This is a genomic window from Saccharothrix sp. ALI-22-I (genome assembly GCF_001984175.1).
Lineage (GTDB): Bacteria > Actinomycetota > Actinomycetes > Mycobacteriales > Pseudonocardiaceae > Actinosynnema.
The window spans coordinates 992,933-1,013,528 of the sequence record NZ_MTQP01000069.1 but is presented as its reverse complement, the minus strand read 5'-3'; the positions used below and the strand labels follow the sequence as shown (position 1 = coordinate 1,013,528).

General features: G+C 70.2%; 19 protein-coding genes. 13 read left to right on the top strand and 6 right to left on the bottom strand.

Annotated features, from left to right (window positions below; genetic code table 11):
• Nucleotides 1–11: 11 nt before the first annotated feature.
• On the bottom strand, nucleotides 12–764 hold the full coding sequence (locus tag ALI22I_RS46735; RefSeq protein WP_202971211.1) for an IclR family transcriptional regulator: 753 nt from the start codon (nucleotides 762–764) through the stop codon (nucleotides 12–14).
• A gap of 191 nt (nucleotides 765–955) precedes the next feature.
• On the opposite strand from ALI22I_RS46735, the gene solA reads away from it, so the two are divergent.
• From solA to ALI22I_RS46670, 13 genes are all read left to right on the top strand, one after another.
• A complete protein-coding gene (gene solA, locus ALI22I_RS46730; protein ID WP_077011932.1) occupies nucleotides 956–2,089 on the top strand; it encodes an N-methyl-L-tryptophan oxidase in 1,134 nt (377 codons plus the stop codon).
• Between the two features lie 7 nt (nucleotides 2,090–2,096).
• Nucleotides 2,097–3,080, top strand: a complete 984-nt coding sequence (locus ALI22I_RS46725) for a succinylglutamate desuccinylase/aspartoacylase domain-containing protein (RefSeq protein ID WP_077011931.1) — start codon at nucleotides 2,097–2,099, stop codon at nucleotides 3,078–3,080.
• Nucleotides 3,081–3,151: 71 nt separating this feature from the next.
• On the top strand, nucleotides 3,152–4,258 hold the full coding sequence (locus tag ALI22I_RS46720; RefSeq protein ID WP_077011930.1) for an ABC transporter substrate-binding protein: 1,107 nt from the start codon (nucleotides 3,152–3,154) through the stop codon (nucleotides 4,256–4,258).
• Nucleotides 4,251–5,393, top strand: coding sequence for an ABC transporter ATP-binding protein (locus ALI22I_RS46715; RefSeq protein ID WP_202971210.1), 1,143 nt, complete (start codon nucleotides 4,251–4,253; stop codon nucleotides 5,391–5,393). Before ALI22I_RS46720 ends, ALI22I_RS46715 begins: the two co-directional genes overlap by 8 nt.
• A gap of 3 nt (nucleotides 5,394–5,396) precedes the next feature.
• Nucleotides 5,397–6,326, top strand: a complete 930-nt coding sequence (locus ALI22I_RS46710) for an ABC transporter permease (protein WP_083752515.1) — start codon at nucleotides 5,397–5,399, stop codon at nucleotides 6,324–6,326.
• Complete coding sequence (locus ALI22I_RS46705) at nucleotides 6,323–7,180, top strand: ABC transporter permease (RefSeq protein WP_077011929.1); 858 nt, start codon at nucleotides 6,323–6,325, stop codon at nucleotides 7,178–7,180. The genes ALI22I_RS46710 and ALI22I_RS46705 overlap by 4 nt, the downstream gene beginning before the upstream one ends.
• Complete coding sequence (locus ALI22I_RS46700; RefSeq protein WP_077011928.1) at nucleotides 7,177–8,547, top strand: aminotransferase class III-fold pyridoxal phosphate-dependent enzyme; 1,371 nt, start codon at nucleotides 7,177–7,179, stop codon at nucleotides 8,545–8,547. The genes ALI22I_RS46705 and ALI22I_RS46700 overlap by 4 nt, the downstream gene beginning before the upstream one ends.
• Nucleotides 8,548–8,579: 32 nt before the next feature.
• The gene (locus ALI22I_RS46695; RefSeq protein ID WP_077011927.1) at nucleotides 8,580–9,533 is read left to right on the top strand and encodes a succinylglutamate desuccinylase/aspartoacylase family protein; all 954 of its coding nucleotides are present in this window, start codon (nucleotides 8,580–8,582) and stop codon (nucleotides 9,531–9,533) included.
• Nucleotides 9,530–10,981: an aldehyde dehydrogenase family protein gene (locus ALI22I_RS46690; RefSeq protein WP_077011926.1), complete on the top strand. Its 1,452-nt coding sequence runs from the start codon at nucleotides 9,530–9,532 to the stop codon at nucleotides 10,979–10,981. The genes ALI22I_RS46695 and ALI22I_RS46690 overlap by 4 nt, the downstream gene beginning before the upstream one ends.
• A complete protein-coding gene (locus ALI22I_RS46685; protein ID WP_077011925.1) occupies nucleotides 10,978–11,913 on the top strand; it encodes an aldo/keto reductase in 936 nt (311 codons plus the stop codon). The genes ALI22I_RS46690 and ALI22I_RS46685 overlap by 4 nt, the downstream gene beginning before the upstream one ends.
• A 45-nt stretch (nucleotides 11,914–11,958) precedes the next feature.
• The gene (locus ALI22I_RS46680) at nucleotides 11,959–12,624 is read left to right on the top strand and encodes a haloacid dehalogenase type II (RefSeq protein WP_077011924.1); all 666 of its coding nucleotides are present in this window, start codon (nucleotides 11,959–11,961) and stop codon (nucleotides 12,622–12,624) included.
• 17 nt (nucleotides 12,625–12,641) lie between these two features.
• Nucleotides 12,642–13,829: an NAD(P)/FAD-dependent oxidoreductase gene (locus tag ALI22I_RS46675; RefSeq protein ID WP_202971209.1), complete on the top strand. Its 1,188-nt coding sequence runs from the start codon at nucleotides 12,642–12,644 to the stop codon at nucleotides 13,827–13,829.
• Between the two features lie 278 nt (nucleotides 13,830–14,107).
• Nucleotides 14,108–14,968: an SDR family oxidoreductase gene (locus ALI22I_RS46670; RefSeq protein WP_077011923.1), complete on the top strand. Its 861-nt coding sequence runs from the start codon at nucleotides 14,108–14,110 to the stop codon at nucleotides 14,966–14,968.
• Nucleotides 14,969–15,272: 304 nt separating this feature from the next.
• Here ALI22I_RS46670 and ALI22I_RS46665 read toward each other — a convergent pair whose 3' ends face one another.
• The 5 genes from ALI22I_RS46665 to ALI22I_RS46645 are packed head-to-tail and all read right to left on the bottom strand — an operon-like array spanning nucleotide 15,273 to nucleotide 20,575.
• Entirely contained in the window at nucleotides 15,273–15,824 is a 552-nt protein-coding gene (locus ALI22I_RS46665; RefSeq protein ID WP_077011922.1) for a GNAT family N-acetyltransferase, read from the bottom strand.
• A complete protein-coding gene (locus tag ALI22I_RS46660; RefSeq protein WP_077011921.1) occupies nucleotides 15,821–17,311 on the bottom strand; it encodes an ABC transporter ATP-binding protein in 1,491 nt (496 codons plus the stop codon). The genes ALI22I_RS46665 and ALI22I_RS46660 overlap by 4 nt, the downstream gene beginning before the upstream one ends.
• Complete coding sequence (locus tag ALI22I_RS46655) at nucleotides 17,308–18,078, bottom strand: ABC transporter permease (protein ID WP_077012137.1); 771 nt, start codon at nucleotides 18,076–18,078, stop codon at nucleotides 17,308–17,310. The genes ALI22I_RS46660 and ALI22I_RS46655 overlap by 4 nt, the downstream gene beginning before the upstream one ends.
• 14 nt (nucleotides 18,079–18,092) lie before the next feature.
• Nucleotides 18,093–19,037 carry an ABC transporter permease gene (locus ALI22I_RS46650; RefSeq protein ID WP_077011920.1) on the bottom strand — a complete coding sequence of 315 codons (945 nt, stop codon included), beginning with the start codon at nucleotides 19,035–19,037 and terminating at the stop codon, nucleotides 18,093–18,095.
• Nucleotides 19,034–20,575, bottom strand: coding sequence for an ABC transporter substrate-binding protein (locus tag ALI22I_RS46645; RefSeq protein ID WP_077011919.1), 1,542 nt, complete (start codon nucleotides 20,573–20,575; stop codon nucleotides 19,034–19,036). The genes ALI22I_RS46650 and ALI22I_RS46645 overlap by 4 nt, the downstream gene beginning before the upstream one ends.
• Nucleotides 20,576–20,596: the final 21 nt, after the last annotated feature.

The following is a 20,596-nucleotide window of genomic DNA, read 5'->3' as shown; positions in this document are numbered from 1 at the left end:
ACATCCGTGGGCTACGAGCCGAGGCGGCGTGCGGAGATCTCCGCCGCCGCCTCGGCGACGAGCCGACCCCACTCGGGCAGCCGGGCGTCGTCGTAGCGGGAGCTCGGCATGGATATCGCCACGGCGGCCAGCGGCGTGCCGTCCTCGTCGAGGATCGCCGAGGCGATGGCGCACACGTCGGGCCGGTACTGGTTGCGGTTGACCGCGTAGCCGTCGGCGCGTACGTGGTCCAGCTCGCCCCTCAGCTCCTGCGGATCGGTGATGGTGGCGTCGCTGTAGCGCTCCAGTGAGCGGGCCAGCAGCTCCTCCACATCGGACTGCTCCACGTTGGCCAGTATCGCGTGCCCTACCGCCGTCGCGTGCATCGGCGAGGTGTCGCCGATCTCGTGGAAGGTGCGCACCGCGTGCGAGGAGTCGACGCGGTCGACCACGACCATGCAGTCGAGGGCGTCCGGAACGGACAGGTGGATCGTCTCGTTCACATTGTCGCGCAAGCGGATCATGGGTTCGCGCGCCGCCGCGAACAGACTCGATCCCTGCAAGGCCGCAGGGCGCACGGCGAGCACCCGCGCGCCGATCTCCCAGCGCGTCGTGTCCTTGCGGTTGGCGCGCAGCCAACCCGCCTCGCTGAGGGTGACGAGGGTGCGCTGCACCGTCGACTTGGGCAGCCCGAAGATCTTCGTCAGTTCCCCCACTGTGACCGGCTGGTGCTGCGCGACCGCCTCCAGGATGCGCAGCGACCTGGTCACGCTCTTCATCTCCATGCGTTATCCCCCTGTTAAAGCAGTGAAGTCCTGCCGGACACCTCTTGACTCCCTTCGGAGTAACTGCCATTCTTCGTGCCAGATTCTAGCACGCCGTGCCACATTCCGGCACGCTGATGTGAGTGGATTCGCCTGAGCCCCCCATCCGGCCGCATCAGCTTCGCGGTCCGATAGGCCGAAAGGAAGCCCCCGTGTCTGCCAGGAAGCGTGTCGCCGTCGTCGGCGTCGGAACGATGGGCAGCCAGGCCGCCTGGCGGTTGGCGGCCCGTGGCGCCGAGGTGGTCGGGTACGACCGGTTCGCCCCCGGTCACGACCGGAGCGCCGCGGGTGGCGAGACGCGGATCTTCCGCAGCGCCCACTTCGAGGACTCCCGCTACGTGCCGCTGCTCAAGCACGCCGACGCCCTGTGGGAGGAGTTGCAGCGGGAGACCGGGCGGGAACTGCGCCGCCTCACCGGCTGCCTGCTCATGGGGCCGACCGGGCACCACCAGATGGCCACCGTCCTGGAGTCCATCGCCGAGCACGGCCTGGACCACGAGGTCCTCGACGCCGACCTGCTCGCGAAGCGCTTCCCGCAGTACCGGATCGAGGACGGCGACGTCGCCGTGCTGGACCAGCGCGCGGGCTTCATCCGGCCGGAGTTGACCATCCAGACCGCCGCGCGCCGTGCGGAGGAACTGGGCGCTCGTATCCACCGCTACACGCCGGTCCGCGAGATCACACCGGAGGGCGACGGTGTGGCGGTCCGCACCGATGAAGGCAGCGAGCACTTCGACGCTGTCGTGGTGACGGTCGGCCCGTGGGTCAACGACCTGCTGCCCGACCTGCCCTGGGAGGTGGAAGTCCGCCGGCTGATCAGCGCCTGGTACGTGCCCACCACCGGCGCGTGGTTCGGCGAGGAGCGTCCGGCGTTCATCCGCACCGCGCCGACGCACTGCTACGGCCTGCCGTCCCCGGACGGCGTCTCGGTCAAGCTCGGCCTGTCCCGCGCCCTGCACCGCCCGGTGGACGACCCGAACCGGCTCGACCGCACGGTGGAGCCGGAAGAGTTGGAAATCTTCGGCGAGCTGATCGGGCGGTACATGCCGGACCTGCACCGGGACCCCATCCGACTGTCGGTCTTCATGGAGGGCTACACCGAGAGCAGCCGTCCGTTGGTGGGTCCGCTGCCGGGCAACGAGAACGTGGTTCTGCTGGCCGGGTTCTCCGGTCACGGCTTCAAGCTCTCGCCCGCCTTCGGCGACATCGCCGCGGACCTCGCGCTCGACGGCGCGTCGGCCCAGCCCATCGACTTCATCTCCACCTCGAACCGCACGGAGGCGTGACGCAGCGATGACCAACACAGCGATCACCAACAGCGGGGCGACGACCCTCATCGTCGGCGCGCTGGGCGCCGGACCGGGGACCAAGGTGCGCGGCAGTGTGCGCGCCGACCTCGGCACGCTCACCGTCGACATCCCGTTGGCCCTGATCAACGGCAGCCGTCCGGGCCCCCGTGTGGTGATCACCGCCGGCGTGCACGGCGGCGAGTTCACCGGAATCGACGCGGCCCACCGACTCGCGGCCCGACTCGACCCCGACCAGGTGCGAGGGCAGGTGCTCCTCTGCCTGGTCGCCAACCCTCCCGCCGTTTACGACGGACGGCTCGGCACGTCCCCGCTCGACGGGGTCAACATCAACCGCGTCTTCCCCGGTGACCCCGAGGGCAGCCCCACCGAACGGCTGGCGGCCTGGCTGTTCGAGAACCTGATCCACGGCGCCGACGCGTACATCGACCTGCATTCCGGCCGCGTCGACGAGTTCCTCCGCAACTTCGTCGGCTACCGCCTCACCGGCGACCCGGAGCTGGACACGAAGACCGCCGACATGGCGCGCGTCATCGGCTACGACGACGTGATCCTGGGCCTGAACGCCGACGGCGGCAACAGCCACGCCGCAGCGGCGCGTCTCGGTATCCCGGCCATCCTCGTCGAGACCGGTCAGCTCGGCGAGCGCGACCCGCAGGCGGCCGAGCTCCTCGTCGCCGCGCTGCTGAGGCTGCTCGACTTCCTCAACGGCGAGGACGTCGAGCAGCCGCCCGCCGACGAATGGGTCTGGGTCGGCGGCATCACCGCCGAGGCCACCGGCCTCTGGTACCCGGAGTTCACCCCTGGGGACGACGTGACCGAGGGTCAGGTCATCGGCCGCATCACCGACCCCGCCGACGGCGGGGAACACGAGGTCCGCGCAACGGCCACCGGACGTGTCTTCTACGGCATGCACGGCCTGACCGTGGTACCCGGCACCGATCTCGCCGCCATCGCGGCGCCCCGCTAGCCCGATCCCCGAACCTCCCCTCCCGCCAGTCTCCCCGCTCCGCTTCCTCCCCCGGCCCCCTGGAGGCTCCCGTGAAAGACGTACGGATCGACCGCCGATTGTTCCTGCGCGGTGTCGGCGCCGTCGCGGCAGGTGTTGCCGCGTCCTCGCTGGCCGCGTGTGGCACCGGCTCCAGCCGCTCGGCAGGCAGCAGTGGAACCGCCGGCAGCTCCAAGACGATCGTCGTCCGCAACAGCGGCGGCGCCTACGGCGACGCCAACCAGAAGGCGCTCTACGAGCCGTTCTCGAAGGAGACCGGTATCGAGGTCAAGGTCATCAACATCAACTACGCGCAGATGCTGGCCCAGATCGAGCAGGGCCGCCCGCAGTTCGACCTGATCGACAACTCCATGATCGACTTCGTGAAGTTCGCCAAGGCGGGGGCGACCGAGCAGCTGGACTACGACCGGCTCAAGAACGCCAAGAACGCGGGCATCGCCCAGAACCTCCTCGCCACCCACGCGGTCGGCAAGAACTACTGGGGCAGCGTCATGGCGTACCGCACCGACGCGTTCGGAGGCAGGAAGCCGGGCTCCTGGGCGGAGTTCTGGGACACCAAGGCGCTGTCCGGCAACCGTGCCCTCCAGCACGTGGACGCCGACATCCCGGAGTTGGAGTTCGCCCTGCTGGCCGACGGCGTGCCGCTGGACAAGCTGTACCCGCTCGACCTGGACCGCGCCTTCCGGGTGCTGGACCAGGTGAAGGGCTCGATCAAGAAGTACTGGGACACGGGAGCACTGCCCGGCGTGCTGCTGGGCCGTCGCGAGGTCGACGCGTCGAGCGTCTGGCACGGTCGGCTCGACGACCTGATCAAGCAGGGGCAGCCGCTGGCCTACCAGTTCCAGGGCGCCCGGAGGCAGAGCAACGGCTGGGCCGTCCCCAAGGGCACGAACAACCTGGACGCCGCCTACCAGCTCATCGACTTCTCGCTGCGCCCCGAGGTGCAGGCCCACTTCGCCGAGGTCTACCCGATGGCGCCGATCGTGCCGGCGGCCTACGAGAAGCTGTCGGAGGAGGTCTCGGCCAACCTCCTGGGCTCGTCGAAGAACCTGGCGACCGGATTCGACGCCGATGTCGAGTGGTGGGTGGCGAACGACGACGTCGTCACCAAGCGCTGGCAGGAGTGGGCCCGTGTCTGAGCTCCACGTGATGTCGACGCAGCAGTCCCCGTCGATTCCCGCGTCGGCGGTCACCGGCACCGGCAAACCGCTGTCGGTGACCAAGGTGCGCAAGACCTACGGCGCCATGGCCGCCGTCGATGAGATCTCGATGGAGATCGGCGCCGGGGAGTTCGTGACGTTCCTCGGCTCCTCCGGCTCCGGCAAGACCACCACGCTGATGATGATCGCGGGCTTCGTGGAACCCGACTCCGGGTCGATCGTGGTCGGCGGCCGGGACGTCACCAGGCTGGCGCCGCAGAAGCGCGGGCTGGGTTTCGTGTTCCAGCAGTACCTGCTGTTCCCGCACATGACGGTCGGGGAGAACATCGCCTTCCCGTTGCAGCTGCGGGGTGTGCCGAAGGCGGAGATCCGCCGGCGGGTGGGAGAGACGCTGGAGATCGCCGGTCTGGCCGGGTTCGCCCGGCGCCGGCCGCGCGAACTGTCCGGCGGCCAGCAGCAGCGCGTGGCGCTGTGTCGCGCGCTGGTCTACCGGCCACCGGTGATCCTGATGGACGAACCGCTCGGCGCGCTGGACAAGAAGCTGCGCGACCAGCTCCAGACCGAGATCAAGCGCATCCAGCAGGAGCTGGGGCTGACCGTCATCTACGTGACGCACGACCAGGAGGAGGCGCTCGTCCTCTCCGACCGGATCGCGGTGATGCGCGACGGCCGGATCGACCAGTTCGACACGCCGCGGGAGCTGTTCGAGCGACCGCGTACCCCGTTCGTGGCCGACTTCCTCGGTGCGGCGAACTTCCTCCCCGGACAGGTGGAGGACAGCACTGCGGAGCACGTGGTGGTGCGCCTGGACACCGGCGGCGTGCTGCGCGCCCGTGCGCAGGACGTCACCGCCGGCACGCGGGTGCGTGCGGCGGTCCAGCCGGGACGGTTGACGCCGGTCGCGCCGGAGGCGGGCTTCTGCACCGGCGTCGTCGAGTCCGTGACCTACGTGGGCACGCTCGTCCGCGTGACCGTGCTGCCGGAGGGCGGCACGGGCTCGACGGTCGTGCGACTGGAGGTCCCGGCGGGTCGGGCGCCGTACGTGGGCGACCGCATCGGCCTGTCCGCCGACCCCGGGGACGTCAGTGTGTTCGCGGCCGGCACGGAGGGCTGAGCGATGGCCGCACCCGTTCTCGCGCCGGCGGAACCCGCCGTCGCGACCGCACCCGGAAGCGGGCCCGGCGGACTGCGCCGCCGGCTGTCCGGCCGCCGGACCCGATTCGGACTGCTCAACGCCACGCCCATCGTCGTCTACCTGCTGGTGCTGTTCGTCTACCCGATCTTCAGCACCCTGCTCCTCAGCGTCGAAGGCGAGGACGGCGGGTTCACGCTGCACTGGTACGCCGACGCCCTGCAGGGCACGAACCTGGACATCCTGCTCGCGACGCTGCGGATCTCCGCTGAGACGTCGCTGCTCAGCCTGGTCATCGGGTTCCTGCTGGCCTACTGGATCACCCGGCTGCGCCCGCTGTGGGCGGGGCTGGTGATGCTGGTCGTGGTCGTGCCGCACTTCATCAGCGCACTGGTCCGCACGTACGGCTGGATCATCCTGCTCGGCGACCACGGCCTGGTGAACGAAGCGCTGGTCGGCCTGAACGTTCCCGGTGCCCCGTTCGCACTGCTCTACAACGAGATCGGTGTCGTGATCGGCACGACCTCGGTGATGCTGCCGTACACCGTGCTGCTGCTGTACGCCGTGATGCGCGGCGTGGACCGCGGACTCACGGCCGCGGCGGCGAGCATGGGCGCGGGCCGGCTGGTGACCTTCCGCCGCGTCTACCTGCCGCTGGTGGCACCGGGCCTGGTCAACGCCAGTGTCCTGTGCTTCATCCTCTGCCTCGGCTACTACGTGACGCCCGCGCTGATGGGTGGTCCGAAGCAGACGATGGTCGCTGCTCTGATCGACGAGCAGGTGATGAAGGACAACCAGTGGAACGGCGCCTCCGCGCTCGGGGTGATCCTCCTGCTGCTGACCTTCGCCGGCCTGCTGTTGCTGCAGCTGTTCAAGAAGGTGGGCATGGCCCGCAGGAATCGAGGTGCGGCGTGATCGGCCTGCGTAACAGCGTGACCGGACGCATCGTCCTGACCATCCTCTCCTTGCTGGTGCTGCTGTTCCTGGCGTTGCCGATCGTCCTGATCGTCGTCACGTCGTTCGGCAGCGACGCGCTGGGCTCCTTCCCGCCCGAGTCGTGGACGCTGGGCTGGTACCAGCAGGTGTTCGCCGACGACAGCAAGTGGCCCGCCGCGCTGTCGCTGAGCGCGATGGTCGCCGCCATGACCACCGTGTTCTCCGTGGCGCTCGGCATGACCGCGGCGATCGCCCTGGTCCGCAGCGAGCTGCCGCTGCGGTCCGCGGTCTACGGTCTGGTGCTGGCTCCGCTGGTGATCCCGCAGGTCGTGATCGCACTCGGCATGTTCCTGCTCTTCGAGCCCGCCTCGATGCTCGGCAGCCCGATCGCGATCGCCTTGGGGCACACCGTGCTGGCCTCGCCGATTGCGGTGATGATCATCATGGCCACGCTGAAGGGCATCGACGAGCGACTGGAGGACGCGGCCGCCAGCATGGGCGCGGGCCGGCTCACCATCGCGCGGCGGATCACGTTCCCGATGGCCGCGCCCGGTGTCGTCGCCGCCGCGGTGTTCTCCTTCATCACCAGCTTCGACGAGTTCTTCATCTCCCAGTTCCTGTCCTCCGTGGACACCACGACACTGCCCGTGCAGGTGTTCAACGTCCTGCAGTACGACGTCGACCCGTCGGTCACCGCGGTCGCCGCGCTGCTCATCGCCGTCGCGATCCTGGCGTTGGCCGTGGTCGGTGTGGTCCGCAGGCTCGGCTCGGACAAGCAGAGCGGTCTGCTGCCGGTGGAAACCGGGATCTCGGCCGGAGGTGAGACGCGATGACGACCGCGTTGTCCGCCACCGCGGCCCGGCACCTGCTGTTGAACATGACACCCAACGGTTCCCCGGGCGATGACGGGGTCTTCGTGGTGCGGAGCGGGGACGGCCCCTACGTCCGCGACGAGGACGGCACGCGTTACATCGACGGGTTGTCCGGCCTGTACTGCTGCCAGCTGGGCTACTCCTACGCCGACGAGATCGCCGAGGCGGCGGGCAAGCAGCTCCGCGAGCTGTGCTACAGCCCGCTGTGGTCGGCTTCGGCGCACCCGGCGGCGATCGAGTTGGCCGAGCGGCTGGCGGGCATCGCGCCCGCCGGCATCGAGCACACCTTCTTCTCCAGCGGTGGAGCGGAAGCGGTGGAGACCGCGTGGAAGATCGCCCGTCTTTACCACGCGCTGCACGGCGAACCGGGCCGCACCAAGGCCCTGTCCCGGCGGGGCGCGTACCACGGGCTGACGATCGGCGCCTTGTCGCTCACCGACGAACCCGGCCTCACCGAGCCGTACGGGCCGCCGGCGATCGACACGCGGTTCGTGTCCAACACCAACCGCCACGGTCTGCCGCCGGAGATGGCGAACGACTCGGTGTTCACCGCCCACCTGCTCGCCGAGCTCGAAGACGTCATCGTGGCCGAAGGGCCGGAGACGATCGCGATGCTGATCGCCGAGCCGGTGCAGAACAGGGGAGGGTGCATCGCCCCTCCCGCCGGCTACTGGCAGGGCCTGCGCGCACTGGCCGACCGGTACGGCTTCCTGCTCGTCGCGGACGAGGTGATCACGGGCTTCGGGCGGCTCGGGGAGTGGTTCGGCGGCGACCGCTACGGCGCCGAGCCCGACGTGGTCACGGTCGCCAAGGGCATCACCGCCGGCTACGCCCCGATGGGCGCCACGCTGGTGGGGCCGCGCGTCGCCGAGGTGATCAACCGGCCCGGCGTGGTGCTCAACCACGGCTACACCTTCGGCGGGCACCCGCTGAGTGCCGCCATCGCCCTGCGCACGCTGGAGATCATGGAGCGCGACGAGGTCTTCGACAACGTCCGCGATTTGCAAGGCGGGTTCGCGAGCGGCATGGCCGCGCTGACCGACCTGCCGATCGTCGCCGACGTGCGCGGCGCCGGGTTCTTCTACGCGGTCGAGCTGAACGGGGACCGGGAGGACGGTGGTTTCTCCGACGCGGCGCGCCAGGCTCTCGTCGTCGACCTCATCCCGCGCCGGCTGCGCGAAGCGGGGCTGCTGGCCAGGGTCTACGACCGCGCCGCACCCCTGCTGCAGATCGCGCCACCGCTGATCAGCGATCGGCCGCTGCTGGACCGCATAGTCGAGATCATCGCCGACACGCTCGACGAGGCCTCACCGGCGTTGACCCGATGACGTCTCCACGCCACACCACGAAAGGAACGCACATGTACTCCATCGGTCCGCTGACCGTCGCCCCCGGCGCGCGAGCCCAGGGCCTGATCCCGGTCGGCACCAGCACCTACGGCGTGGAGCTCGGCATTCCCGTGATCGTCGTCAACGGCGTCGAGCCCGGCCCGGTGCTGTGCGTGGACGCCGGCGTGCACGGCGACGAGTACGACGGCCAGGAGGCGATCCGCCGGGTCCTGGCCGAGACCGACCCGGCGACGCTGCGCGGCACGCTGGTCGGCATCCCGTGCATGAACACCCCGGCGTTCGAGGCGGCGGCCCGCACTGGCAGCCTCGACCACCTCAACCTCAACCGCATCTTCCCCGGTGACCCCGACGGCTCCTACTCGCTGCGCCTGGCCGCCACCTTCGTCGACCAGGTCGTGCCCGCGATCGACGCCCTCGTGGACCTGCACACCGGCGGCCAGTACGGCGAGATCGCCCCGCTGACCATCGTGCAGGGCGGCTACGAGGACCTCGCGACCGGCATCGGCCTGGCCGCCGGGCACGAGCTGATCTGGAAGGGCGGCAAGTGGGGCGGCACCGTGCGCCACCCCACGCTGGCCGCGGGCAAGCCGGCCATCACCATCGAGGTCGGCGGTGGCACCTACCGGGAGTCGAACGTCGCGCTGCACGCCGACGCCGTGCGCAACATCATGCGCCACCTCGGCATGGTCGACGGCGAGCCGCAGCTGCGCGACCGCTACACCGCTGTGACCGGCACGTTCGCCCGGTCCGCGGCCGGCGGCTTCTTCGTCAGCCGCGCCGAGCCGGGCGAGCAGTGCAAGGAAGGCGACCTCATCGGCCAGATCGTGGACCACTACGGCAACACGCTGGAGGAGGTCCGCGCCGAGTGGGACGGGATCGTGCTGTGGGTGCGCCGCATCCGCACCGTCCGCCCCGGTGACGAGGTCGTGATCTTCGGCGCGGTCGAAGGCGAGATCACGCCATGAGCGACACCACCGAACTGCTGATCGACGGCAAGCGGGTCCCCGCCGCCGACGGCCGCACGTTCACCGTGGTCGACCCGGCGCACGGCGCGCCGATCGCCGAGGTGTCCCTGGCCGGCGTGGCGGACGTGGACCAGGCGGTAGCCGCCGCGCGGACCGCGTTCACCGCCCCCGAGTGGGCGCGGATGCGTGCCGCCGACCGCGGCAGGCTGCTGTACCGGATCGCCGAAGGCATCCGGCGCGAGGGCGAAAAGCTGGCGCGGCTGGAGAGCCTCGACGTCGGCAAGCCGCTGCGGCAGGCGAAGGCGGACGTGGAGGCCGCCGCGCGTTACTTCGAGTTCTACGCGGGCATCGTGGACAAGCTCGGCGGCTCGACCATCCCGCTGGGCCCCGGCCTGCTCGACTACACCGTCCGCGAGCCGATCGGCGTGTCCGGCCAGATCATCCCGTTCAACTACCCGCTGCAGAACACGGCCAGGGGCAGCGCCCCGGCGTTGGCCGCGGGCTGCACGGTGGTGCTGAAGCCGTCCCCGGAGGCGCCGCTGACACCGTTGGAGATCGGCCGGATCGCGCTGGACTGCGGGCTGCCGCCCGGCGTGCTCAACGTCGTGCCGGGCGACGGCGAGACCGGCGCCGCGCTCGCCGGGCACCCGGGCATCGACCAGGTCACGTTCACCGGCTCGGTGGCCACCGGCATCAAGGTCGCCCAAGCCGCCGCCGCGAACGTGGTGCCCTCGGTGGTCGAGCTGGGCGGCAAGTCCCCGGTCGTCGTCTTCGCCGATGCCGACTTCGACCTGGCCGTGGGCGCCATCGCGGCCTCGGCGTTCGGCAACGCGGGGCAGACCTGCTCGGCGGGCACCCGGCTGCTGGTCCAGCGCGGGGCCGAGGAGTTCCTCGACAAGCTGGCGGCCCACGCGGCCTCCCTGCGCCTCGGCCCCGGCGTGACCGACCCGGACGTGGGCCCTTTGGTCTCGGCTCGCCAGCGGGACCGCGTGCAGGGGTACCTGGACTTGGCCCGCGAAGAGGGCGCGACCGTCCGCGCCGGCGGCAACGCACCCGCGGACCAGGAGCTGAGCAGCGGTTACTACATCGAGCCCACCGTCCTTTGCGGACTGACCAACCAGGCCCGGGTCGCCCGCGAGGAGATCTTCGGACCCGTCGTGACCGTCATCGAGTTCGATGACGCCGAGGAGGCGCTGGCGATCGCCAACGACAGCCCGTTCGGCCTCGCCTCCTATGTCTGGACCCGTGACATCGACCGCGCGTTGCGCATGGCCTCGGGTATCCGGGCAGGTCAGGTGTACGTCAACGCCACCGGCGTCGGGACGGGCGTGGAGCTGCCGTTCGGCGGCTACAAGCACAGCGGGTGGGGCCGGGAGAAGGGCCTGGAGGCGTTGGCGAGCTACACCCAGACCAAGAACGTCTGCATCGGGTTCGGGAACCGGCCATGAGGTACCGCACGCTCGGCGAGCGCGGCCCCACCGTCTCCGTGGTCGGTGTGGGCGGCAACAACTTCGGTTCGCGCCTCGACGAGGAAGGAACCAAGGCGGTCGTCCACGCCGCACTGGACGCGGGCATCACCCTGTTCGACACCGCCGACATGTACGGCGGGTTCGGCGGCAACGGCGCGCGCGGCGACGGTGAACGGCTGCTCGGTGCCGCCCTCAAGGGACACTGGGACACCGTGGTCCTGGCCACCAAGTTCGGCATGGAGATGAGCCCGGACGACGACCGCCACGGCCCGCGCGGCGCGCGCCGTTACATCCGGCACGCCGTGGAAAGCTCACTGAGCAGGCTCGGTACCGACCGGATCGACCTGTACCAGTACCACGAGCCGGACGGCGTCACTCCGCTGGAGGAAACCGTCGCGGCGCTCCGGGAACTGGTGCGGGAAGGCAAGGTGCGGCACATCGGCTGCTCCGACCTTCCCGCCGACGAGCTCACCGCCGACTTCGTCAGCACGCAGGCCCGCTACCACCTGCTCGACCGGAGCGCGGAGACCGACCTGATCCCCGCCTGCCTGTTCGCCGGCGTCGGCCTGCTGCCGTACTACCCGCTCGCCAACGGCCTGCTCAGCGGCAAGTACCGGCGCGGCGAGCAAGCGCCACCCGGCAGCAGGCTGTCCTGGCGCCAGGGCTGGCTCACCGGCGCCGCCCTCGACCGCGTCGAAGCGCTCACCGCCTACGGCGACGAACGAGGCCTGAGCCTCCTCCAGGTCGCGGTGGGTGGACTGGCCGCCCTGCCCGCCGTCGGCTCCGTGATCTGCGGCGCCATGACCCCCGAACAGGTCACCGCCAACGCGGCGGCGGCCGACTGGATCCCCACCCCGGCCGACCTGGCAGCCCTGGACGCGATCGTCACCCCCGGCGAACGCGTCGTCTGAAGTCCCCCGCTCCCTCTGGAAACCGCGAGATAGAGGCTGAACGCCATGCGAGAGATCGTCACCTTCGACGCCTATGCAACCTTGATCAACTTTGAGCTCGCCCCCACGACCCTGAAGGTCCTCGAAGACCGGCTGGATCTGGACAACCTGGACGTCGACGAGTTCCTCGACGACTTTCGCGTCATGCGCTTCCAGGCCGTCCTGGAGGCCTACCGCCCGTACCACGAGATCCTGCACTCCAGCCTGCGCAACGCCATGCGCCTGCACGGCCTGGAGTACCGCGAGTCCGACGGCGACGCCCTGGTCGAGGCCGTCCCCACCTTCGGCCCCCACCCGGAGGTCCCGGAGGCCCTGCGCGCGCTGAAGTCCAAGTACGAGATCGCCATCATCTCCAACACCGACGACAACATGATCGCGCGGAACGTCGAGAACATCGGCGTCGAGTTCGACTACGTCATCACCGCGCAGCAGGCCGGCGCGTACAAGCCGGACCGCCAGACCTTCGAGTACGCGTTCAAGACCATGGGCGTCGAGCCGTCGCAGGTCACCCACACCGCCCAGGGTTGGGAGTACGACCACATCCCGACCCGCGACCTCGGCCTGAAGCGCCGGGTGTGGATCAACCGCTACGGCCGCCTCGGCAGCAGCGACTACCAGCCCTACGACGAACTGCCCGACCTGAGCGGCCTGCCCGCCCTGCTCGGCTGCTGAAGGAGAGGCCCGCCGCCATGAAACAGATCCCCTATTGGCTCGACACCGCCCCACAGCCGCCCGACCGGTCGGGCAAGCCACTGCCCGAGAACGCGGACGTGGTGGTCATCGGCGGCGGCCTCACCGGCCTGTCGACCGCCTACCACGTCGCCCGCAAGGGCGCGTCGGTCGTGCTGGTCGAGAAGGACAAGATCGGCTCGGGTGCGTCCGGGCGCAACGGCAGCATGTGCACCCAGGGCATCACGATCGCACCGGCCGAGGCGCGCAAGCGCTACGGCCAGGAGCGCGCACTCGAGCTGTACAACGCCTTCCGCGAGGCGGTCGACGTCGTCGAGGACCTCACGCGGACGGAGCAGATCGACTGCGACTTCAACCGCTCCGGGCGCCTCGGCCTGATCTGCAAGCCTCAGCACTTCGAGGGCCTGCAGGCCAAGCAGCGCGACCTGGCCGAGAACTTCGGTCACGAGACGGTCGTGCTGAGCAAGAGCGAGCTGCGTGCCGAGCTCGGCTCGGACTACTACCACGGCGCTCTGCTCGACCCGCTCAGCGCGGGCCTGCACGTGGGCAAGTTCGTCGGCGGCCTGGCAGACGCCGCCGAGCGTGCCGGCGCCGAGATCCACGAGCGCAACGCCGCCACCGGCCTCACCCGCCTTCCTGACGGCGGCTTCCTGGTGGAGACCCTGCACGGCACCATCCGTGCCAAGCAGGTCATGGCGGCGACGGACGCCTACACCGACAAGGCGCTGCCGTGGTTCCGGAAGCGGCTGATCAACGTCGGCAGCTTCATCATCGTCACCGAGCCGCTGGGGGAGGAGCGCGCCAAGGAGCTCATCCCGAACGGCCGCCTGCTGGTCGCCCACAAGAATGTCGGCCACTACGTCCGCCTCACCCCCGACAACCGCCTCGCCTTCGGCGGTCGGGCCCGCTTCGCCCCCTCCAACCCGGCTTCCGACATCAAGAGCGGAGACATCCTCAAGCGGGAGATGACCGAGATCTTCCCGCAGTTGGCCGGAGTGCGGATCGACTACGTGTGGGGCGGCATGGTCGGCTTCTCCTGGGACCGCGTTCCGCACGCGGGCGAGGAGGACGGCCTGTTCTACTCCATGGGTTACTGCGGTCACGGCGTCCAGATGGCCACCTACATGGGCCGTGCCATGGCGGAGATGATGGACGGCAAGCCGGAGGCCATGGCTACCGCTGGGTGATGTCGGAGGGTCGAACAGTTGTCGAATGCCCTGGTGCTGTTATCCAGAATCACATGTCTGAACAAGTCTGTCGTTTTGCTGAAGGTCTTTTCGCAAACGGTCGAACCTCGTGCGCCGACTCCCTGTCGTGCCCGTCGACGTGCCTTGCCCCGGGCGGATTGGGCTGTTCGGGCGGCGCGTGGCTGCGCGGGCTGTCGACCTCACGGAGCGGGCCGGTTCTTCCGCGTTCTGGGGCGTACCTAGGGTGGGGTCTCAAGACCATCGAGAGGGAACGCCGTATGTCGAGCACTCGGCCGTTGATCGCTGTGACTGGTGCTACCGGACAGCTTGGTGGGCGGGTTGCCCGTCGGCTTGCCGATGCTGGGATTGGGCAGTTGCTGCTGGTCCGTGATCCGGCCCGTGCGCCGGAGTTGCCGGGGGCGACTACGGCGAAGGGGAGTTTTACGGACTTCGACGCGGTTCGGGAGGCGCTTGACGGCGTGCCGACCGTGTTGATGGTGTCTGCCTCGGAATCACGGGACCGGGTTGATCAGCACCGGGCGTTCGTGGACGCGGCGGCGGCTGCGGGGGTTGGGCACCTGGTTTACACCTCGTTCGCGGGTGCGGGGCCGGAGGCGACGTTCACGCTGGCGCGGGATCACTGGGCGACTGAAGAGCACATTCGGGCCAGTGGCATGGGGTTCACGTTCCTGCGGGACAACCTCTACGCCGACTTCATGCCTGCCCTTGTCGGTGACGACGACGTCATGCGTGGACCGGCTGGTGATGGTCGGGTGGCGGCGGTGGCGCAGGACGACATCGCGGACGCGGCGGCTGCGGTGCTGACCGAGCCGAAAGCGCACGTTGGGTGCACGTACGAGCTGACCGGGCCGGAAGCGTTCACGTTGCACGAGGCGGCTGCCCTGCTGTCGGAAGCCACCGGGCGGACGATCAGCTACTACCCGGAGACCGTTGAGGAGGCGTATCGGTCACGGGCCTCGTACGGTGCGCCCGACTGGCAGGTGGACGCGTGGGTCTCCACCTACACCGCCATCGCCAACGGTGAGCTTGCCGAGGTCAATGACGCCGTTCCGGTGTTGACCGGCCACCCCGCCACGTCGTTGGCCGATCTGCTCCGCAGTGGGGCCGTCCAAGGCTAGGGGCACCGAGGGCTTCCGCTGTTGGTCGGCCCAACTGTTAACGCTAACAGCGCAGCTCAGCGGCCTCAGCGATCTCGTCGTGTCACAGATCCACCGTAATAGCGCAACATTTCGGCACGTAGAGTGACCGCTCAGTCGCCGACCTCTGGGTCTTGACAAATGTTGTTAGCGATAACATAGTTAACGCAGGCGCCCCGTGAACGCCCGGATGAGCGCCACCTCAGAACTTGCTCGGTGGGCAGACGTGTGAACCTCAACCGTCTGCCCACCAAGCTCCAAACCACCAAGCTCCGAACCCCGCTGCTCAGCGCCCCAACGGGATCTCGAAGTGGACGGTCTGGAAGCTGATCGGGTCGCCGTCACGCGCGTCGTGCACCTCCGTGGCCACGGACCGCCAGAACGGCTCGGCCCCGGCGATCCGGGTGTCGGTGTGCAGGTACAGCCGCTCGTACCCCGGCGTCCCCGCCACGAACGAGGTGGCCATGTCGACCAGCGCCCGCGCCAGCCCACTGCGCCGGTGGTCGGGCCGCACGTACACCCGGAACAGCTGGGCGGTGCTCCCGTCCGGGTAACGGGCGGCCAGCCAGGCGGGGTGCGGCGGGCTGGACGGCGCCGTGGCGCGCACACCGGTGGTGCCCACCACCTCGTCACCCTTGACCGCGACGAACAGCGCGTGCCGCTCCGGCCGCACGTAAGAGCCGTCGAGGTCGACCACGTCACCGTGCCACTCGGGCCGGTAGCCGTAGCCGAACTCGTGGTAGAAGGTGTCCAGCATGACGCTGCGCGCGCCGGGCAGGTCGGCTTCGGTCGCCCGGCGGACCTCGTAGGGCCCTACTTCGCGGTGGTACAAGGTCATTTCCTCTTCTCCTCTGTTCCTTCCATTGCGCGGCCCAGCAGGCCGGTGGTCACCGGGTGGGTGGGGGAGCCCAGGACGTCGGCCGCCGATCCGTGCTCGACGACGTGCCCCTGGTGCAGCACGGCGACGCGGTCGGCGAGCCGCGCCACCACGGCCAGGTCGTGGCTGATCAGCACCACCGTGCAGGTCAAAGCGGCGAGCTGGTCGAGCAGGCTCGCCTGGGTCAGCGTGTCCAGCCCGGACGTGATCTCGTCGCACACCAGCACGTCCGGTCGGGCGAGCAGCGCGCGCACCAGCGCGGCCCGTTGCAGCTCGCCACCCGACAAGCCGGCGGGCCGCCGGGTCACGGTCGCCTCGTCCAGACCCACGGCGGCCAGTTCCGCCAACGCCTCCGCGCGAGGGTCCGTCGAAGCCGAACCACCCAGGCGCACGGCCGTCCGGCTGACCTGGTCGAGCACCGTGCGGTACGCGTCGAACGACGAGCGGGCGTCCTGGAACACGTACTGCACCGCGGCCAGCGAAGCCCGTGAACGCCAGCGCAACGACCGGGGCAGCGGCCGACCGTCGAGCAGCACGTCACCGGTGAACGCGGCGTGCAGCCCGGCGACACACCGGGCCAGAGTCGTCTTCCCGCTGCCGGAGCGACCCACGACGGCCAGGCATTCACCCGCACCGACCCGCACGTCAACGTCATGCAGCACGGCGGTGGAGCGGTGCCGTGCGGTCAGCGAACGGGTCTCCAGCCGAGGCACCCCGGGTGGGCGCACCGAAGGCACCGTGACGCGGGGCTGCGCGGCGACCAACGCGGCCGTGTACGCCGAGCGTGGCCGGTCGAAAACGTCGGCCGTCGGCCCCGCCTCGACCACCTGACCCGACCGCAGGACGACCACCTCGTCCGCCAACGCACGCACCACGTCGAGGTCGTGCGTGAGCAGGACCAACGCGACACCCTGGGCCACGACCGACGCGAGTTCGTCCACCACCTCGGCCCGCGTGATCGGGTCCTGCCCCGTGGTCGGCTCGTCCGCCACGAGCACCGCCGGATCACCGACGAGCGCCTGCGCCAGCACCACCCGCTGCTGCTGCCCACCGGACAGCTCGTGCGGGTAGCGGCGCAGCAACTCGGCCGGCACCCGTGCCCGGCGCAACGCGGTGGCGATCAACGAGTCCCGATCACCGGGGTGCAACGCGGCGATCTCCCGGAACACACCACCGAGCCGTCGCACCGGGTTCAGCGCCGCCGAAGGCTGCTGCGGCACGAACCCGACGTGCCCGGTCACCGTGACCTGCCCGGTCACCGTCACCCCGGGCGCGTGCTCGCCCAGCAACGCCAACCCGGTCGTGGTCTTACCGCTCCCGGACGCGCCGACCAGCGCGACCACCCGCCCGGCGGACAGCGCGAAGCTCACCCCGTCGACCAGCGTCTTCGCACCGGCCACCGCCCGCAGGCCCTCGACGTGCACGACGGGCGTCACGACCGGCGTCATGTCCGCGCCTCCGCCCGCAGGGCGCGGTCGAACACCAGGTTCAGCCCCACCGACAACGCCACGATCAGCAACGCGGGCACGACGACCGCCCACGGCTGGAGGAACAACCCGACCCGGTTGCGGTCGACCATCACGGCCCAGTCGGCGGCGTCCGGCGCGACCCCGACACCGAGGAAGCTGGCCGACGCGACCAGGTACAGCGCGCCGGTGAGCCGGACGCCCAGGTCCGCGGCCAGCGTCCGCAGCATCGACCGTCCCGTGTAGACGATGGAGGTCCGCCACCACGTCTCGCCCTGCAACCGCATCGCCTCCAACGCCGGACGTCCGGAGATCTCCAGCGCGGCGGCCCGGGAAATGCGCGCCACATCGGGGAAGTTGACCAACGCCACGACAACCACCAGCACCGGCAGACCCGGCCCGGCGATGGCCGCCACCAGGATCAGCACGAGCAGGGACGGCACCGCGAGCAGCAGGTCGAGGGGCCGCATCAGCACCTCGTCGACGATCCGCGGACGTGACATCGCCGCCATCACGCCCCACGGCACGCCCACCAAGTACGAGAACACCGTCGCCAGCAACGCGACCAGCACCACCGTCTGCCCACCGGCTAGCACCTGGTGCCACACATCGCGACCCACGAAATCGGTGCCCAGCAACGAGTTCGCGGTGAACGGCGCACCCCTCGTCGGCGAGTCCGGCACGAACCAAGGCCCGACCAACGCCAACACCAGCGGCACCACGACGAGCACCGCGCCGACACTCCTCATGGGGTTCAAGCGGTTCACGCGATCGCCACCGATCGCGGCGCGAGCCGGAACACGACCAGGTCCGCGACCAGGTTCACCACCACCGTGGTGACCGCGAAGACCACCGCCAGCCCTTGCACCACCGGCAGGTCACGGCCCGCGACCGCGTCCACCAGCGTGGTGCCCAGACCGGGGATGACGAACACCGCCTCGACCACGATCACGCCGCCCAGCAGCCAGTCCGTGGTCCGCGCCACCTGCTGCACGGCCGGCGCCAGCGCGGTCGGCAGGGCGTGCGCGAACCGGACCCGGTTCACACCGATGCCCAGGCGACGCGCGTGCCGCACGTAGTCCGACGCCAGCGCGTCGATCATCCCCGCACGCACCAGACGACTGATCGAGCACAACGGCCGGGCCACCAGCACCACCAGCGGCAGCACCAGCACGGCGGGCTCTGCCAAAAGATCCGCCCCCACCGCCGTCGGCGGCAACCACCGCAACTGCACCCCGAACAACGCGATGAGCACCACGGCCAGCGCGAACTCCGGGATCGAGTGCAGACCAACGGTCACCGTGGTGACCGCCCGGTCCAACGGCCCGCCCTCGCGCAACGCGGCCAGCACGCCGAGCAGCACCGACATCGGGACCAGCAGCACCAGCGCGAGCAGCGCCAGCACGAGCGTCGGCCCCAGCCCGTCGTGCAGGAACTCGGCGACGGGCCGGCCGGAAATCAGCGACGCGCCGAAATCACCGTGCGCGAGACCCCACAGCCACGAGCCGAACCGGTCCAGCGGAGGCCGGTCCAGGCCCATCGCGACCCGGATCTCCTCGATCCGCCGCGGGTCCGGGTTGTCGCCCGCCAACGCCACCGCCGCGTCCCCCGGCAACGCCTGCACCAGGAGGAACACGACGGTGACGACGGCGAGCACCTGGACCGCGCCGATGGCCAGCCGCCGGGCCGCGTAGCGGCGCAGACTCATCCCAGCCACACCTTGTCGAACCGCGCCCAGTCCAGCGTGTTCGCGGGCGCGGTGGAGATGCCGCCGACGTTGGGCGCGGCGCCGACGATCCAGTCCGCGAATCCCCACATCAGGTAGCCGCCCTCGGCGTGCAGGGACCGCTGCATCTCCCGGTACACCGCGCCGCGCCCGGCGTCATCCACAGTGGACACAGCCTTGTCGTACAGGGCGTCGAAATCGGGCCTGGCCCACTTGGTCACGTTGGTGCCGGAACCGGTCAGCAGCCGCTGCGCGATGTGCGTCTCGATCGGCATCGCGCCGGACCGGAAGCTCGACATCGAGCCGTTCTTCAAAGTGTCGGCCCAGTAGCTGTCCTTGTTGCCGGTGACCACCTCGATGGTCAGCCCCGAGCCCTTGACCTGGTCGGCGAACACCGTGGCGGCCTCGACCATGCCGGCCGCGGCGGTGGAGGTGTCCAGCTTGACCGTGAGCCCTTCGGCGCCGGCCCGGCGGATCAGGAACTTCGCCTTGTCCAGGTCACGGGTGCGCTGCGGGATGTCGTCGGCGTAGTGCTGGTAGCCCTTGCCGAACAGGTCGTTGCCCACCTGGCCGCTGCCCGCGAGCACCGATTCGACCAACTGCGGCCGGTCGGCCAGCAGGAACATCGCCTCGCGCAGGTCGCGGTTGTCGAACGGCGGCCGGTCCACCTTCATCGCGAACGCCTGCACGGCGCTGTTGGGCGCGCGGTGGATCGCCATCCGGTCACCGGCCGCGTGGCTGCGCGCGGTGGTCGGGGTGAGGTCGTGCGCGTACTCGACCTGGCCGCCGAGCAGCGCGTTCGCCCGCGCCGACTCCTCGTTGGCGATCACGAACTCCAGCTCGTCCAGGTGCGGCGCGCCCTCCCAGTAGTCGGCGTTGCGCTTGAGCAGCACCGACTTGCCGGGCTCGAACGAGACGAAGCTGAACGGTCCGGAGCCGACCGGCGCGGTGAAGTCCTCGCTGCCGGCGGGCACGATGTACGTGCCGAACGCGGCCAGCGCGTTGGGGAACTCCACGAACGGCCGCTTGAGCGCGAACTCCACCGTCCGCTCGTCCACCGCGCGGCTGTTCGGCAGGTCGATCAACGCGAGGCTGGACTTGGCCCGGAACGCCCGGTTGGGGTCGAGGATGCGGGCGTAGCTGGCCAGCACGTCCTCCGCGCGCACGGGCTGCCCGTTGTGGAAGGTGGCCTGGCGCAGGGTGATCCGCCAGCGTGTCAGGGCGGCGTCGGCCTCCCACTTCTCCGCCAGTCTGGGCTGCGCGGAGACGTCCGGGCCGAGGTCGGCGAGCTTGTCGTACAGCGCCTTGGACCGGGCGGCCTCGACGAACAGGTTCGCCAGGTGCGGGTCCAGCACCTCCTTGGCGCCGCCGCCCGCGAACGCCGCGCGCAGCCGGCCGCCGTCGCGTGGCGTGGACGCGGCGGACGCCGGCCCGCTGTCCGTCGTGCCGCATCCGGTGAGGGTGGCGATCGAGAGGCCGGCGGTGAGACCGAGGAAGTTGCGGCGGTTGAGGGAGTGCATGGTCGTTCCTTTCAGCGGCGG